Annotated in this window: 17 protein-coding genes; 11 read left to right on the top strand and 6 right to left on the bottom strand. The window is 60.9% G+C overall.

The genetic code is table 11. The annotated features are described in order from the left end of the window. The first annotated feature begins 46 nt into the window (after positions 1–46). The 7 genes from PQQ52_RS31985 to PQQ52_RS31955 all read left to right on the top strand — a co-directional run bounded on the left by PQQ52_RS31985 (position 47) and on the right by PQQ52_RS31955 (position 5,946). On the top strand, positions 47–1,570 hold the full coding sequence (locus PQQ52_RS31985; RefSeq protein ID WP_408220591.1) for a fumarate hydratase: 1,524 nt from the start codon (positions 47–49) through the stop codon (positions 1,568–1,570). A 192-nt stretch (positions 1,571–1,762) separates the two neighbouring features. Continuing rightward, on the top strand, positions 1,763–2,242 hold the full coding sequence (gene bfr, locus PQQ52_RS31980) for a bacterioferritin (protein ID WP_090685707.1): 480 nt from the start codon (positions 1,763–1,765) through the stop codon (positions 2,240–2,242). A 167-nt stretch (positions 2,243–2,409) separates the two neighbouring features. Continuing rightward, positions 2,410–3,297, top strand: a complete 888-nt coding sequence (gene murI / locus PQQ52_RS31975) for a glutamate racemase (RefSeq protein ID WP_408220626.1) — start codon at positions 2,410–2,412, stop codon at positions 3,295–3,297. 215 nt (positions 3,298–3,512) lie between these two features. After that, entirely contained in the window at positions 3,513–3,749 is a 237-nt protein-coding gene (locus PQQ52_RS31970) for a (2Fe-2S)-binding protein (protein WP_408220589.1), read from the top strand. A gap of 273 nt (positions 3,750–4,022) precedes the next feature. Further along, positions 4,023–4,751: an energy transducer TonB gene (locus PQQ52_RS31965; RefSeq protein WP_408220587.1), complete on the top strand. Its 729-nt coding sequence runs from the start codon at positions 4,023–4,025 to the stop codon at positions 4,749–4,751. Between the two features lie 27 nt (positions 4,752–4,778). After that, complete coding sequence (locus PQQ52_RS31960; protein WP_408220585.1) at positions 4,779–5,510, top strand: MotA/TolQ/ExbB proton channel family protein; 732 nt, start codon at positions 4,779–4,781, stop codon at positions 5,508–5,510. Between the two features lie 16 nt (positions 5,511–5,526). Next, positions 5,527–5,946 carry an ExbD/TolR family protein gene (locus PQQ52_RS31955; protein WP_093646616.1) on the top strand — a complete coding sequence of 140 codons (420 nt, stop codon included), beginning with the start codon at positions 5,527–5,529 and terminating at the stop codon, positions 5,944–5,946. Between the two features lie 412 nt (positions 5,947–6,358). On the opposite strand, the gene PQQ52_RS31950 is transcribed toward PQQ52_RS31955, so the two are convergent. After that, positions 6,359–7,345 (bottom strand): LysR family transcriptional regulator, encoded by a 987-nt coding sequence (locus PQQ52_RS31950; RefSeq protein ID WP_408220583.1) that lies wholly within the window; start codon positions 7,343–7,345, stop codon positions 6,359–6,361. A 122-nt stretch (positions 7,346–7,467) separates the two neighbouring features. Between PQQ52_RS31950 and PQQ52_RS31945 the strand changes: the two genes are divergently transcribed. The 4 genes from PQQ52_RS31945 to hemP all read left to right on the top strand — a co-directional run bounded on the left by PQQ52_RS31945 (position 7,468) and on the right by hemP (position 9,944). Further along, positions 7,468–8,346 carry a pirin family protein gene (locus tag PQQ52_RS31945; protein ID WP_408220582.1) on the top strand — a complete coding sequence of 293 codons (879 nt, stop codon included), beginning with the start codon at positions 7,468–7,470 and terminating at the stop codon, positions 8,344–8,346. A 188-nt stretch (positions 8,347–8,534) separates the two neighbouring features. Further along, on the top strand, positions 8,535–8,933 hold the full coding sequence (locus PQQ52_RS31940; protein ID WP_408220580.1) for an OsmC family protein: 399 nt from the start codon (positions 8,535–8,537) through the stop codon (positions 8,931–8,933). Between the two features lie 77 nt (positions 8,934–9,010). Then, positions 9,011–9,490, top strand: coding sequence for an SRPBCC family protein (locus PQQ52_RS31935; protein WP_408220578.1), 480 nt, complete (start codon positions 9,011–9,013; stop codon positions 9,488–9,490). A gap of 193 nt (positions 9,491–9,683) precedes the next feature. Next, positions 9,684–9,944: a hemin uptake protein HemP gene (gene hemP / locus PQQ52_RS31930; RefSeq protein WP_408220576.1), complete on the top strand. Its 261-nt coding sequence runs from the start codon at positions 9,684–9,686 to the stop codon at positions 9,942–9,944. 296 nt (positions 9,945–10,240) lie between these two features. Here the strand turns inward: hemP and PQQ52_RS31925 are convergent, their stop codons facing one another. The 5 genes from PQQ52_RS31925 to uvrB form a co-directional block, all read right to left on the bottom strand. Further along, positions 10,241–11,647 (bottom strand): 4Fe-4S binding protein, encoded by a 1,407-nt coding sequence (locus tag PQQ52_RS31925; protein ID WP_408220574.1) that lies wholly within the window; start codon positions 11,645–11,647, stop codon positions 10,241–10,243. Further along, positions 11,644–12,489 carry an FTR1 family iron permease gene (locus PQQ52_RS31920; protein WP_408220572.1) on the bottom strand — a complete coding sequence of 282 codons (846 nt, stop codon included), beginning with the start codon at positions 12,487–12,489 and terminating at the stop codon, positions 11,644–11,646. Before PQQ52_RS31920 ends, PQQ52_RS31925 begins: the two co-directional genes overlap by 4 nt. A gap of 88 nt (positions 12,490–12,577) precedes the next feature. After that, positions 12,578–12,910 carry a cupredoxin domain-containing protein gene (locus PQQ52_RS31915; RefSeq protein ID WP_408220571.1) on the bottom strand — a complete coding sequence of 111 codons (333 nt, stop codon included), beginning with the start codon at positions 12,908–12,910 and terminating at the stop codon, positions 12,578–12,580. A 136-nt stretch (positions 12,911–13,046) separates the two neighbouring features. Then, a complete protein-coding gene (locus tag PQQ52_RS31910) occupies positions 13,047–13,595 on the bottom strand; it encodes an iron transporter (protein WP_408220569.1) in 549 nt (182 codons plus the stop codon). A 327-nt stretch (positions 13,596–13,922) separates the two neighbouring features. After that, positions 13,923–16,016, bottom strand: a complete 2,094-nt coding sequence (gene uvrB / locus PQQ52_RS31905) for an excinuclease ABC subunit UvrB (protein WP_408220567.1) — start codon at positions 16,014–16,016, stop codon at positions 13,923–13,925. Positions 16,017–16,116 lie beyond the last annotated feature (100 nt).

Raw genomic sequence — 16,116 nt, 5'->3', positions numbered from 1 at the left:
CCCTGCGAGTCTGAAAACAAGCGCCACTGTCCCCACTGAGCTAGCCATGACCGTCATCAAACAGGAAGATCTGATTCAGAGCATTGCTGATTCGCTTCAGTACATCAGCTATTACCACCCGCTCGATTACATCCAGGCCTTGGGCCGCGCTTACGAGCTCGAAGAGAGCCCGGCCGCGAAGGATGCGATCGCGCAGATCCTGACCAATAGCCGCATGTGCGCCGAAGGCAAACGCCCGATCTGCCAGGACACCGGCATCGTCACGGTGTTCGTGAAGGTCGGCATGGGCGTGCGTTGGGACGGTGCGACGATGGGCGTCACCGAGATGATCAACGAAGGCGTGCGCCGCGGTTATCTGAACCCGGACAACGTGCTGCGCGCGTCGATCGTGAGCCCGCCGGAAGGCGCGCGCAAGAACACGAAAGACAATACGCCGGCCGTGATCCACTACGAGATCGTGCCGGGCGACAAAGTCGACGTGCAGGTCGCAGCGAAGGGCGGCGGCTCGGAGAACAAATCGAAGTTCGCGATGCTGAACCCGTCGGACTCGATCGTCGACTGGATTCTGAAGACCGTGCCGACCATGGGCGCAGGCTGGTGCCCGCCGGGCATGCTCGGCATCGGGATCGGCGGGACCGCTGAGAAAGCGATGGTGATGGCGAAGGAATCGCTGATGGATCCGATCGACATTCAGGACGTGATCGCACGCGGCCCGAAAGACTGGATCGAAGAACTACGCGTCGAACTGCACGAGAAGGTCAACGCGCTCGGTATCGGCGCACAAGGTCTCGGCGGTCTTGCCACCGTGCTCGACGTGAAGATCATGGCTGCACCGACGCACGCTGCGAGCAAGCCGATCGCGATCATCCCGAACTGCGCAGCAACACGGCACGCGCACTTCACGCTGGATGGCTCGGGCGTAGCGAAGCTCGAAGCGCCCTCCCTCGACGCATGGCCGAAGGTGCAGTGGGAACCGGACACGGAAAAGAGCCAGCGCGTCGATCTGAACACGCTGACGCCGGAACAAGTGGCAGCCTGGACGCCGGGCCAGACGTTGCTGTTGTCGGGCAAGATGCTGACGGGCCGCGACGCGGCGCACAAGCGCATCGCCGATATGCTCGCCAAGGGCGAAAAGCTGCCGGTCGACTTCACGAATCGTGTGATCTATTACGTCGGCCCGGTCGATCCGGTGCGTGACGAGGCTGTCGGCCCCGCAGGCCCGACCACCGCAACACGCATGGACAAGTTCACCGAGACCATGTTGTCGCAAACCGGTCTGATTTCGATGATCGGCAAGGCCGAGCGCGGCCCGGTTGCAATCGAGGCGATCAAGAAGCATAAGGCCGCGTATCTGATGGCTGTGGGCGGCGCCGCTTACCTCGTATCGAAAGCGATTCGCAGCGCGAAGGTTCTTGCGTTCGAAGACCTCGGCATGGAAGCGATCTACGAATTCGACGTGCAGGACATGCCGGTGACGGTCGCGGTCGATTCGAACGGCACGTCGGTGCACCAGACCGGCCCGAAGGAATGGCAAGCCAAAATCGGCAAGATTCCAGTCGCGACGATTTGATCGGTACTAGCATCAGCTAGGAAAGTGCAAGCCGGGGCCTCAAACCCCGGCTTTTTTATCCTGGAATGAGAACGGTACGCATCACGCAAAAAACCTTGCAAATCAAGGTGAAAAACTGTGTTTTTTGCCTTGGCTTTTTGCCTTTCGCCGTTTATTGTTCTGGGAAATTCAAAGCCCCTACAAGGACACATCATGCAAGGCGACAAGAAGGTCATTGAGTATCTCAACTCCCAGTTGAAGAACGAACTCACCGCCATCAACCAATACTTCCTGCATGCGCGGATGTACAAGCACTGGGGCCTCGAGAAACTCGGCAAACATGAATACGACGAATCGATCGGCGAAATGAAGCACGCCGACTGGCTGATCGAACGGATTTTCATGCTCGACGGCCTGCCGAACCTGCAAGACCTGCACAAGCTGCTGATCGGCGAAGAAACCAAAGAAATCCTCGAATGCGATCTGAAGCTCGAACAGATTTCGCAAAGCACCTGCAAAGAAGCGATTGTGTATTGCGAATCCGTTCGCGATTTCATCTCGCGCGAAATCTTCGTGAAGATCCTCGACGACACAGAAGAACACATTGACTGGCTCGAAACGCAGTTGGATCTGATCGACAAGGTCGGTATCCAGAACTACCAGCAAACTGCAATGGGTTCGATCGAGTCCTGATCGAGCCGGGTTGGAAAGGCCCGCGCACCGGCTCATGGGCTGGCTTATACGTCATCTTGCTGGCCAGCTCATTGGCAAGATCGGCGCCGCGCGGGCGATATACTTGCGCACGTCCCTGTTTTCGTGAGTTTGCCGTGACCGCTGTGCCGCGCGCCTCCTTATCGCCTATGCCCACAGAATCGCCTTCTTCGAGTGCCCGGATTGCCCCCTCAGGTGGCGGTTCGCGGGCGCCGGTCGGCATTTTCGATTCGGGTCTGGGCGGTTTGTCAGTGCTGCGGGCGGTCCGGGCGCAACTCCCGGGCGAAGCGCTCATCTACGCCGCCGACTCGCTCTACGCCCCCTACGGTGAACGCGACGACGACTTCATCGCCGACCGCACCCTTGCAATCTGCGAATGGCTCGCGCGGCAAGGTGCCAAGGCGCTGGTGGTTGCATGCAACACGGCGACCGCGCAGTCAATCGCGCTGGTCCGCGAAAAGCTGGCGATTCCGCTGGTGGGTGTCGAGCCGGGCGTCAAACCGGCCGCGCTGCAGTCGAAAACGCGGGTCGCCGGCGTGCTCGCCACGCAAGTAACCTTGCGCAGCGCCCGCTTTCAGGCCCTGTTGGAGCGCTACGCCGCCGACTGCCGTTTTCTTTGCCAACCTGGCCACGGGCTCGTGCAGGCAGTGGAACGCTGCGACGTAGGTTCCGCCGAACTGCGCGCACTGCTGCGCAGCTATCTGCAGCCCATGCTCGATGCCGGCGCCGACACGCTGGTGCTCGGCTGCACCCACTACCCGTTTTTCGATGCGGCGATCCGCGACATCGTCGGCGACCGGCTGATGCTGGTCGATACGAGCGTGGCCATCGCGCGCCAGTTGGAACGGGTACTCGACCAGCACGGGCTGCGCGCCGCTTCAGATAGCGCAGAGTCTGTTCTGCCCCGCTTTTATTCCACCGCAGACGGCACCCATCAGCAACAGCTCGCCGCGACCCTGCTGCACATTAACGCGACCGTCGAACAGGTCGTGATTCCTTCGCGCCGCACGGCAGCGCCGGATTCCCAAGCCGCATAAACCCCTGATCCGCTGCCTTTTAGGGCGCCACGCGGCTGTTTTGCGCGCTTTTTAGGCGTTTTTGCGCCCTTCCCGCCATCCGCGGCGAATCTCATTCCTTAGATGAAACCCTTCTAAGAGTCTGGTTTTGTTACAAAAAATCATGCAGGACGCTTGCCAAACCAGCCAATCAAAATGATAATAGTTCGCATTAACGTTAGCTATGACGCCCTACCATGATTGTCTGTGTCTGCAAGTCTGTTTCTGACCGAAAGATCCGTGCCTCGATCGCGGAAGGCGTCGATTCGTTCGACGAACTCCAGTTCGAACTCGGCGTCGCTTCCTGCTGTGGCAAGTGCGCGGAATCCGTGCGCGGCGTCATGATGGAAAGCGGCGTGTGTGCGAGCCGCTGTGGCTTCGATCATCACCCGCAGGCGATGCCGCTGACGTTTTACGAGCGCAAAGCCGCCTGAGGCTGGTTTCAGGACGCGGCCCACGCCGCGTTCCCGGGCGCTCACCGCTTTATAGCTTCATGCGCTTGTTTTACGCGCCGCTTCACGCCCTATCCCACTGCCGTCAGCAAGCCAGTACCCGTACCAGCCAGCTACCCGCTCACCCGTTAAAAGGAGTTTGAGATGGAATTGTTGATTGGTTTCGTGACTACTTTGTTCATTTCGTTGCTGATCTTCCGAACATGACGATGTCTTGTCTGACGTGCCGCATCGACGGCACGTCGCCACGCTAACATGCAGGCTTCGCATACCGTTTCAGCCGGTGTCACGCCGGCTTCGTCCACCCGAATGAATTCCCGTGCATTGACCGCGACTGCCGCTGTCGCCGCGATTCACGTCGCTTTGCTTGCGGTGGTCCTGACATTGCGTCATGAACCGGTCGCGCCGCCGCTCGAATCGCGCGTCATGACTGCACAACTGCTGGCGCCGGCACCCGTGGCCGCGCCCGTTGCGCTGCAATCGACCACACCGCCGCCGCCCAAGCCGACACCGCTGGTTCATACCAAAGCCAAAGTCCAGCCAAAGCCGACACCCACGCCAAAGCCGACACCGTTGCCGGTCGCCGCGGCCCCGTCGCCGACGCCCGTCGCCGCGGCTGAGCCCACGCCCGCGCCTGCCGCGCCGGCTGCACCACCCGCTCAGGCGGCGCCGGCCGTCGGCCGCCCGACCATGGACATCACGGCACCGAAGAACGTCTCGCACATCGAGTGCAGCATGGTCACACCGGACTACCCCGCGCTGTCGAAGCGCCGCGGCGAAACCGGTACGGCCTACGTGACGTTCGTCATCGGACCGACGGGGAAGGTCGAAAGCATCTCGCTCAAAAAGAGCAGCGGCTTTAGTCGTCTGGACGACGCCGCCATCGCCGCCGCGCATGCGAGCTCGTGCCAACCCTATCTCGAGAACGGCCAACCCATTCGGGCCACGGCGACCCAGCCTTACAACTTCAATCTGAACGATTGAGGCAGATTTTAAAAACAGGGAATTGCAATGCAAAACTACGGATTGGCGCACGTGTGGGCGCAAGGGGATTTCGTGACGCGCGGTATCGCGCTCGCGCTGTTGATCATGTCGGTCATGTCGTGGAGCGTGATCGTTATCAAAGGCTGGAACGTGATGCGCCTGAACCGCCTCACCAAGAATGCCGAGCAGCAATTCTGGCATTCGGATGATCTCGCCGACGGCGTGAAGAAGCTCGGCGCCGGGTCGTCGACGCCGCAGGACAATCCGTTCCTGGCACTCGCGCTGTCAGGCCAGGAAGCCGCGGATCACCATCATCAGACGCAACCGCATCTGCACGATCGCATGGACGTGTCGGATTGGGTGACGCGCTGCCTGAAGGACACAATGGACGAAAGCGTCGCGCGCATGCAAAGCGGTCTGGCGATTCTCGCGTCGATCGGCAGCACGGCGCCGTTCGTCGGCCTGTTCGGCACGGTGTGGGGCATCTATCACGCGCTGCTGGCGATCGGCGCGAGCGGCCAGTCGTCGATCGATCAGGTCGCGGGCCCGGTCGGCGAAGCGCTGATCATGACCGCGTTCGGCCTGTTCGTCGCGATTCCGGCCGTGCTGGGCTACAACGCCTTGACGCGCGCCAACAAGGCGGTCGTCGCCAAGTTGAGCCGCTTTGCGCACGGTCTGCACGCATTCTTCGTGACGGGCGCCCGTCTGTCGTCGTCCAAGCGCGGCGACGGTCTGCGCCTCGCCACACGCACCAACTGATCGACGAGGCATTCCGATGGCAATGAGCCCTTTCGCCAGCGACGATGACGACGGCCTGATGAACGAAATCAACATGACGCCGCTCGTCGACGTGATGTTGGTTCTCCTGATCGTCTTCATGGTGACGATCCCGGTGATTCGTCACGCGGTCAAAATCGATCTGCCGCACGCGAGCAGTCAGAAGGAAGACACCAAGCCCGCGCAAGTGACGGTCTCCGTCGATGCGGACGGTAACGTGTTGTGGGACGACAAAAAGGTCGACGACGCGGCACTGCGCGCGAAGATTGCAGAAGCTGCGCAAGCGAATCCGCAACCGGAACTGCATCTGGATGCGGATCGCAAAGTCGCTTACGAAAAAGTGGCTGAAGTGATGTCGGCGGCGCAGGCCGGCGGCCTCACGAAGATCGGCTTCGTCACGCAGCCTAAAGGCAAATAAGCACCGTGAAGGCAGGTGATCCGCCTGTCGCGACGCAGCGCTGTCAAGCAGCGCCTGCCGATAAAACAGAAAAGCCCTTGAAACAAGGGCTAAAAGTAAAAGGCCTTCATCGTCAGATGAAGGCCTTTTTTTGTGCGCACTCGGCGCCTTCGGGCGGCGGGATTATTTACCATCAGAAGATGACTGATAGCTCGAGTCACCGCATGCGACGGCCGTGATCGACACGGACAGCGCGGTCAGCCCTATCAGGCCCACTATTATAGAGGCCATGAGTTTTCGCATAAGAGACTCCTTAGCGAAGGGATTTCACTATAGGCCCGCGAGCGCGCGCATTCAAGCAAACCGCCATTGAAAGTACTCATGACAAACGGCGCTTAAATGCTAAAAGCGATGTTGCCGCACGTAATAAGTGCTATGACGCAATCGCGAGAACTGGCTGCGATGCGTCTGCCGTGGCACGCGTCGGACACTCGCCCGTGATGTGCTTGCCTTCGTCCGGATCGAGCATTTCGACCAGATAATCGACGAATGCGCGCACAGCCGGCACCATTCCCTGTCGCGACACGAATACCGCATACAACTGCGGCGTCGGAAGGGTCCACCCCGGCATCACCGGCGACAATTGTCCCGCGCGCAACGCGCTGCCGTACATCATCTCCGGCAACGCGGCGATACCCACGCCGGACAGCACCGCTTCGCGAATCGTCATCAGATCGGCTGTGACGAGGCGCGGCTCGTGTTCGTGTGCGTGGTGCGTGCCGTCGGGAGCGATCAGATTAAAGACGTGGCGGCCGTCGCCGGTCGGCACGTCGAGCGTTTCGAAACGGCTCAGATCGGCAGGCAACAGCGGCGGCGCATTCTGCTGCAACAGGCTCGGTGCGCCGACCAGCATCTGCTGCGTGCGCCACAACGGGCGCACGACGATATTGGCGTTTTCCGGCGGATCGGAGCGCACGCGCAACGCGATGTCTATCGAATCCTCGAACAGGTCGACTACGCGGTTCGTCACGCGCATCACCACCCGCACTTCCGGGTAGCGATGCATGAATTCCGGCAGAATCTGCGACAGGATGGTCTGCGAAATCGTCACCGGCACGCTCACACGCACGGTGCCGCGCGGCGACGAACGCAACTGCTGCACCACGTTGACGGCCGCCTGCGCTTCGCTCAGCATCGCCTGACAGTGCTGGTAGAAGAGCTGGCCGGCTTCGGTGAGCGCCAGCTTACGGGTGGAACGCTGCAGCAAACGTACGCCCAGCGATGCTTCCAGCTCGGTCAACCGGCGCGACAGGCGCGACTTGGAAATACCCAGCACGCGCTCGGCGGCGGAAAAACCGCCATGTTCGACGACCTGTGAAAAGTACATCAGGTCATTCAGATTGTGTGAATCGATCTTCATCTCATCGTTCCAGTAATAGAACAATCCATTGCGTGAGGGCGGCTGGCACCTTGAAAAACGGTCCTTATAATAGCTCCATGTTTCAAAAATAACGCTATTCCCCATTTTTTGAGGTGACTTTGATGAGCACGGCACGCACGATCGAACGCACGTTTCCCGCCGTTCGCACGACCGAAGGTGGCGGCTTTGTCGTCCACCGCCCGTTTCCGACCCGCATGCTGATGGATTTCGATCCGTTCCTGCTGCTCGACGAAATGGGTCCCATTGACTACGCGCCGGGCGAGGCGAAAGGCGCGCCGGATCATCCGCATCGCGGCTTCGAGACGGTCACGTACGCGCTTGAGGGCCAGTTCGGCCACAAGGATTCGGCCGGCCATTCGGGCACGCTGCGTGCCGGCGACGTGCAATGGATGACTGCGGGCGCAGGCGTCGTGCACAGTGAGATGCCGGACCCGTCGTTCGTGCGCACCGGCGGGCGCGTGCATGGCGTGCAACTGTGGGTCAATCTGCCGCGCCGCGACAAGATGATCGAGCCGCGCTATCAGGAGATACCGTCGGCCAGCATTCCGGTGGCGACGTCCCCGGACGGCAAGGTGCACGTCAAGGTGATTGCGGGCGAAGCGCTCGGCGTGAAGGCGGCGATCGAAACGCGTACACCGATCCTGTATCAGCATTTCTCGCTGCAACCGGGAGCATCGATCCGGCAGCCGGTGCCGGCCGACTATCGCGTGTTTGCTTACAGCCTGTCCGGCAAGGGTTTATATGGCGAAGGCGAAGCGCGCCGGGAAGTCGGCGCGCAGACGATGGTGGTGTTTCAGAACGACGGCGAGTCGGTCACGCTGACGGCGGGCGCCGAGCCGCTCGAAGTGCTGCTCCTCGGCGGCGTGCCGCTGAAAGAACCGGTGGTGCGCTACGGCCCGTTCGTGATGAATACGGAAGACGAAATCCGCCAGGCCGTGACCGATTACCAGGCCGGGCGCATGGGCGCGATCACGCACTAACCCACCACCATCGGTACGCGCCGCCGCTCACGATCGCGGTGGCGCGGCGCTCACCCCACCGCGCGCCGCCGCACATGGCGCGAAGGCCGGTAAATTCGTTCACAATAGCGACTCATGCCGTGCGCCACGCTGTCTAACCATGACGGGCCGTGGCGCGCGGCGATTTCCGTCCCTGTTCAGGAGCGCGCATGGCAGAGCCCACCGTCACCGCCCACATCGGCTCGACGAATTTTCAGGTCCTTTTCGACGACGGCAAGCACACATGGCTCGCCGACGAACCCGAGTCGCTTGGCGGCGGCGATCGCGGGCCGACGCCCGTCGCGCTGTTGCTGTCGAGTCTCGGCGCCTGCACGTCGATCACGCTGAAGATGTACGCTCAGCGTAAGGGCTGGCCGCTCGCCGACGTGCGCGTGGCGCTGTCGCTTGAAACCGGCGACGCGGGATCGACCATCGAACGCAAGATCATGCTGGAAGGCGATCTGTCCGACGAGCAGCGGGAACGACTCTTGCAAATTGCCAATGCGTGCCCGGTTCACAAGATCCTCACGCATTCGATCACGATCCGTTCGGGTCTCGCCGTCGCCTGATACAGGAATGGCCCGGAAGGGCCGGCACCGGCTAACGGGCCGCATGTATTGCAACGCTTTCATAGGAAGCCGTCGTTTTGAATTTCGAACACCTTATCCAGATCAACGATCCGTTGAATCCGTTAGTCGACTCGATGACCCGCGAGCAGTTGTGGGAGGGTCTCGTGCTGCGCGCCGAACAGCCGCAACTGTTCGTGATCGGCCTCGACAGTTGCACCGTCCTTTCGCGCGAGGGCAACACGCTCGAACGGGAGCTGCACTACGGCCAGGCCACCGTGCGCGACCGCGTCACGCTGCAGGATAGCCAGAGCGTGCGCTACGACATTCTGCCGACCGCGGACTATGTCGGCGGCTCGCTGACCATGACCATTGAGCAGCCTGACGAACTGCAGTTGTTCCTGCGCTTCGAATACACGACCACCCTGCCCGTCTCCGATGACCAGGACGCCGTGCAGACGCAGGAAATCGTGAAGTCGGCGTATCGCGAGAACGATATCGATACCGTGCGGCTGATCCGCCAGTACGTGCAGACCCAGGAACCCGGTTCGTTGCATTGATGCCTGCGCGGGCACTCTGCCCGCGCCTTTGCGCTGCGTGAGGCCGCCATATGGAAGGCGGCCTGCCCTCCCTTGTCGTTCTCCCCGTGTCGTTCAGCTATCGGAAGTCGAATCCGATGAATTTCTCTTTCTTGTAAATGGGAATAGTTATCATTTAGAATTAATCCATCGAATCGACCAACAGCTAAAACGAATGACCGATCTCACGCGCTCTTCCACACTCAGCTTGCGCCGCCCGGCGGCCGCGCTGACCAGTCGTCCGAAAGCAGCGACGGCGACAGCATCCGCCGCGAAGCCCGCAGCGGATGCCGCCAACGGTACGAGCGAAAAGTCGGATCGGGTCGTGCGCAGCGACGCATTGCTGCAAGGACATAGTCACGTCAGCATCATGCATAACGGCGAGACCTACCAGTTGCGCGCGACGCGCTTAGGCAAGCTGATCCTGACGAAGTAACAGGCAACGCCGAATAGAAGTCAATACCGGGTATTGTGGGGACCACCTCCTCGAGAGGTGTTGGGCATTAGCCAGCCACGACGGCTTGCACGTGAGAACTAGACCCCTTCGTGCAGACACCAAGCCAGCCGTCGCAGCAAGCCAGGCCGCTTTTTTGGTTCTCACCATTGCGGATGCACGAAACGACGTGTATCGCAGATTCAGAAATTAAAAAGCCGTGGGATGGTGTCATCTCCACGGCTTTTTGTTTGGCACGGCACCGGGTGGGTCCCGGTAGCAGGTCGAATCGTTAAGACTTACTTCGAAGCCCAGCCCCAGAACATCAGCCACCATGCGCTATCGACCACCGCCAGCGCCGCGGCGAACCACATCATCGCGAGGCCACGTTGAACGAAGCGCTCGCTGTAGCGACGTGTGACGAGCCAGGCGAGCCACGCGCTCCACAGATTGGCAATCGCCAGGATTGCGATGCGCATATCCGACGCCCACCACAACGACATATGTTCCGCGCGCAGCAGCGACAGCGTGGTCGCCGACAAGCCAAGAAACACGCCTGCGCCGGCAATCGGAATCAGTCCCTGCGTCAAATGATGTAGACGCACGGCGCTAAAACGCCCCAGCATGCGTGTCGCGCCCATCAGCAACACCAGCAGCACCGTGCCATACACCAGCGCCGTGGCGAGGATGTAACCGATCACCATCGTGCCGTCGAGCCACGAGAACACGTCGTTCTGCTCGGGGTAATGCGTGAACAGGAACCACGGCGCGTTGGTGTCGAGCGGCCAGGTGATGTCGTGATCGACCAGCCACGTGGCGAAGAACATCTTCAGGTCAACGAACCAGCGCGAAGCGGTCCAGTGGAATGCGCCGATCGCAATGCCGAGCAGGCCGTACAGGATCAACGCGGTATCCCACGGGTTCGCCTGCCTGTCGCCGAGCTGCACGACTTCCGACGACGGCGCACGCCATGTCAGCGCGATCGCGTCGCGATGTCCGCTGCAACGGCCGCACATATGACAGTCCGACGCGCCCTTCATATTGCGCAGCGGCACCAGCGGCGCGCAATTGATTGGAATCACGCGATGCCCATGTTCGCCGTTCTTGTACGAACGGCGCCACGCGTCTTCATCGACTTTGTAGTGGAACGGCGCGAGACGCGCCAGTAGCGAAAAAACCCCGTTGACGGGGCATAGATACTTGCACCAGACGCGCTTCTCGCGTCCGTACAGCAAGCCGATGATCATCGCCGCGAAAGTCGAACCGCCGAGCACCAGCAGCACCGCTTTCGGATACTGGTAGACGCTCACCATCTGACCGTAGATGGTGGTGATGCCGAATGCGACGAACGGCCAGCCACCCCAACGCATCCAGCGCGGAATCGCCCAGCCGCGGCCATATTTGCTGGCAAATTCGGCGAGCGCGCCTTCCGGACACAACACGCCGCACCACACGCGGCCGAGCATCACCATCGACAGCAGCACGAACGGCCACCAGATGCCCCAGAACACGAACTGCGCGGCAAGCGTCAGGTTATTCCACAGGTGTGCGGTGTCGTCCGGCAGCGGCATCACTGCCGGCACGAGAATCAGGAATGCGTACACCGCCACCACGACCCACTGAATGCCGCGAATCAAACTGCCGTGGCGCTGCATCCACTGCCCAGCCGCGGCGAGGCGCCCCGGGCGGGTCATCAGGGTACTCATGCGGCGCGCCCCGCGGCCCGCTGCGCCGGCTTGCGATTCACGCGACGCACCAGCAGATAGACGACCGCCCAGTACGCGGCGTAGGCAATCAGGTTCATCAGCGCCGGGTGGGCGCGATAACCGGTGAGCGTCGCGACCAGCGAACCGAACGTGCTCGAGTCGTCAAGGATGGCTGACGAGTTCCACATCTGGTCGATGATCGTCGGCAGGATCTCCTTGTCGATCAGCTTGTCGACACCGGTCTGGAACAGCCCCGCGCCGAGGAACAGCAGCATGATTTCGGTAACGCGGAAGAAGAGCCGCCACGAGAAATACTTGCCGCCCAACTGCAGCACGTAGAAGGTCAGGAATGCGAGACCGAGGCCGATCGCCACAGCGAGCATCTGGCTGCCATCCACGTGGCCGGACTGGCCGAAACCAAGGCCGTACAGGAAGATCACCGTTTCGCTGCCTTCACGCGCGATCGCCAATGCGACCAGCAACGCGACGCCCCACCAGTTCGAATCGCGCTTGCTCTTTTGCAGCGACTGTTCCATGTCGCGCTTGAGGGAGCGGCCGTGCTGCTTCATCCACAGCACCATCTGCACGATCAGCACACACGCGACCAGCACCATGGCGGTCTGGAAATAATCCTGGGCGTCCCCGGAGAGCACTTCAGTGAAACCGACCAGCGCCGCGCCGAGCGCGACCGCCGCGATCACACCGGCCACGACGCCGCCCCACAGGTACGGCAAACCGCGGCGCGCGTCGTCGTCGCCATTTTTCAACCACGCGTACAGGATGCCGACGACCAGCAAGGCCTCAACACTCTCCCGCCACACGATGAATAGAATCTGACCCATCCAAGCTCTCCCTTCTACCCTTCTACTGCTTCGGTGAATGCGTAACCCGGTTGTTCAAGGCATACGCTCGCACCCCAAGCCATTCCTATTACTTCGCGACGATCACGCCCTGCGCCTGCTGATGGAAATCGTCGAAGAACTTGTATTCGCCGGGCTCCAGCGGAGCGATCACGACGAACGAATCCGCCCCCGGCGCCAACACCTTTTCTTTACGCAGTTGCACGCTTTCAAATTCGGCCGCGCCCTTGCCGGTGTTGCGCACTTCAATCTTGATGCGCTGCCCCGCCGGCACTTCGATACGTGCGGGGTTCAGCTTGCCGTCGGTCATTTCCAGCTTGAAGGTCGGCAGATCCGCTGCGTGCGCGGCGCCTACCAGCGCGGTGGTCATGGCGACGATCGCGATCTTTCGGTTAATTCTCATTAGCCCTTCCGGAAAACGCGGCGCAGCGGGTTTTGTTGTCCACGCGCCGCCTGCTACATGCATTCACTCATTCACTCATTCACGCCTCACCGCATACCGATGCGCGACAAACCGTGACGATCTGCGTCTGCAACGATCAGTAACCGCCCTTCTTGCCGATACCCGCGAACGTGAAGTCATACTCGAGCGTGATCGGCTTGAACCACGGACCCACGCCGGTTTCCTTGTCGACGTGACGGCCGAAAGCCATGTGACCGGTTTGCATCGGCGCTTCGACGGTCATCTTCAGGTGGTATTTGCCCGGGCCTTGCAGCTTGACGTTATCGCCGTAGTGCGGACCGTCGTTGGCGACCATTGCCATCATGTCGCCCTTCTGGGTCTGATTCGAACCGGCTTTCGTCAATTCATAACGAACTTGCAGATATGGCATCCAGTCGCCTTCGGCGAAACCGGTCGGATTGTTCTTGACCGCGTGGATGTCGGCTTCCAGGTGGATGTCCGAATCTGACGCCTTGCGCATCATGCCTTCGGGTTCCATCGTGATCGGCTGCAGATAGACCGCGCCGATTTCCATACCGCCCTGAATCTGCTGCTTGCCAATCGGGTATTCCGCTGCCGCTGCTGAAAGAGCCGCGACTGCGGCCACCGCTGCTGCGCCACCACGCACAAATGAAGAAATCCGCATTGAAACTCCTTGTTTTTATCTGACTGGAATCGAACCCATTGGAACAGTGCGTTGCGCATGCGTTTTATGCCATGGTTCCGACGTCCTCCGACTGAGGCAACAGACCGCAGACAAGCGCATTACGAACGTTAATGCGAACCATTCTCAATATTGGTCGAGTTTATCATTGATCGGCAAGGAGGACAAACGAGGACGCACGCAAAGCCTTATGGCAGCAGGGTCTTAAGGGGGTGCTAAGGAAAGCGCGAGCGGAAGGAGGTGGGGGGGGTGTAAGGCGAAGAGGGACAAGGCGCGACACGTTGCCGCGCCTTGTCAGGCGGCGAGGTGTTATTCGATGCCAGGCACGTGGTCGCCAACGTTCGCGCCAAATACGCGTTGCCGCAGGAGCGCCAGCTGGTCGCGGGTTTGCGCGGCCTTTTCGAACTCGAGATTCTTGGCGTGCTCCATCATCTGCTTTTCGAGACGCTTGAGTTCTTTGGCGAGCTGCTTCTCGGACATGTCCTCGAATTTCGCGCGAGTCTGTTGTTCTTTCAACTCGGCGCGGGCGTCGTCGACGTTGTACACCCCGTCGATAATGTCGCGAATCCGCTTGACCACGCCGCGCGGGGTAATGCCGCGCTCCAGGTTGTAGGCGATCTGCTTGGTGCGCCGCCGCTCGGTTTCGTCGATGGCGCGGCGCATCGAGTCGGTCACCCTGTCCCCATAGAGAATCGCCTTGCCGTTCACGTTACGCGCCGCCCGGCCGATGGTCTGAATCAGCGAGCGCTCGGCGCGCAGGAAGCCTTCCTTGTCCGCGTCGAGAATCGCGACCAGCGAGACTTCTGGAATATCCAGCCCTTCGCGCAGCAGGTTGATCCCGACCAGCACGTCGAACGTGCCCAGCCGAAGATCGCGAATGATTTCAACCCGCTCCACCGTATCGATGTCGCTGTGCAGGTAACGCACCTTGACGCCGTGGTCCGCCAGAAACTCGGTCAACTGCTCGGCCATTCGCTTGGTCAGCACCGTAACCAGCACGCGGTCGCCCACCTTGACGCGTTCGTTGATCTCGGCAAGCACATCGTCGACCTGAGTACGCGCCGGACGCACCTCGATTTCCGGATCGACGAGGCCGGTAGGACGTACCAACTGCTCGGCCACCTGCCCTGCTGTTTTCTTTTCGTAGTCAGCCGGCGTGGCCGACACGAACACCACCTGGCGCATCTTGCGCTCGAACTCGTTGAACTTGAGCGGGCGATTATCGAGCGCCGACGGCAAGCGAAAACCGTAGTCGACCAGATTCTCTTTACGCGCCCGGTCGCCGTTGTACATGCCGTTCAGCTGCCCGATCAGCACGTGCGACTCGTCGAGCAGCATCAATGCGTCGGACGGCAGGTAGTCGACCAGCGTCGGCGGCGGCTCGCCGGGCGCCGCACCCGAGAAGTGCCGCGAGTAGTTCTCGATGCCTTTGCAGAAACCCAACTCCTGCAGCATTTCCAGATCGAAGCGAGTGCGCTGCTCGAGCCGCTGCGCTTCGACGAGCTTGCCGTTGCTGTAGAAAAACTCGAGCCGCTCGCGCAGTTCGTCCTTGATCGTTTCAACCGCGCGCACCACGGTGTCGCGCGGTGTCACATAGTGCGACGACGGGTACACGGTGAAGCGTGAAATCTTCTGGCGCACACGGCCGGTGAGCGGATCAAACAATTGGAGCGTCTCGACCTCGTCGTCGAAGAGCTCGATGCGCACCGCCATTTCGGCGTGCTCCGCCGGGAAAATATCGATTGTGTCCCCGCGCACGCGGAACGAGCCACGCTGGAAGTCGGCCTCATTGCGGTTGTACTGCATCGCGATCAGCCGGGCGATAATGTCGCGCTGGCCGAGCTTGTCACCCGTGCGCAGCGTCAGAATCATCTTGTGGTACTCGGACGGATTGCCGATACCGTAAATCGCCGACACCGTGCCGACGATAATCACGTCGCGCCGCTCCATCAGGCTCTTGGTCGCCGACAGCCGCATCTGCTCGATGTGCTCGTTAATCGACGAATCTTTCTCGATGAAGAGGTCGCGCTGCGGCACGTACGCTTCCGGCTGGTAGTAGTCGTAGTACGAGACGAAATACTCGACCGCGTTGCGCGGAAAAAACTCGCGAAACTCGGAATAGAGCTGCGCGGCGAGCGTCTTGTTCGGCGCAAACACGATCGCCGGCCGGCCGAGCCGCGCGATGGTGTTGGCCATCGTGAAGGTTTTGCCGGAGCCGGTCACGCCGAGCAGCGTCTGGAACGACAAGCCGTCTTCAATGCCTTCGACGAGCGTGTCGATCGCCGTGGGCTGGTCGCCGGCGGGCAGATACGGCTGATAAAGCTGGAACGGCGAGCCTTCGAACGTGACGAATTTGGATTCGTCGAGCGTCTCGTCGGCTTCAGTCAGATGTTGTTCGGACATGGGGAGCGGCATCGGGCCTTGGGCAAAGAACTATTCTAACGGGTTGCGGGAACCCGGGCTGAACGGGTCCGCGTAGGGGCTGCGGGGTAGACAGGTGTGC

The sequence above is a fragment of the Paraburkholderia sediminicola genome (genome assembly GCF_046030555.1).
Classification (GTDB): domain Bacteria; phylum Pseudomonadota; class Gammaproteobacteria; order Burkholderiales; family Burkholderiaceae; genus Paraburkholderia; species Paraburkholderia sediminicola_E.
Note: the sequence above shows the minus strand (reverse complement) of the source record. Positions and strands in the feature narration are given on the sequence as shown.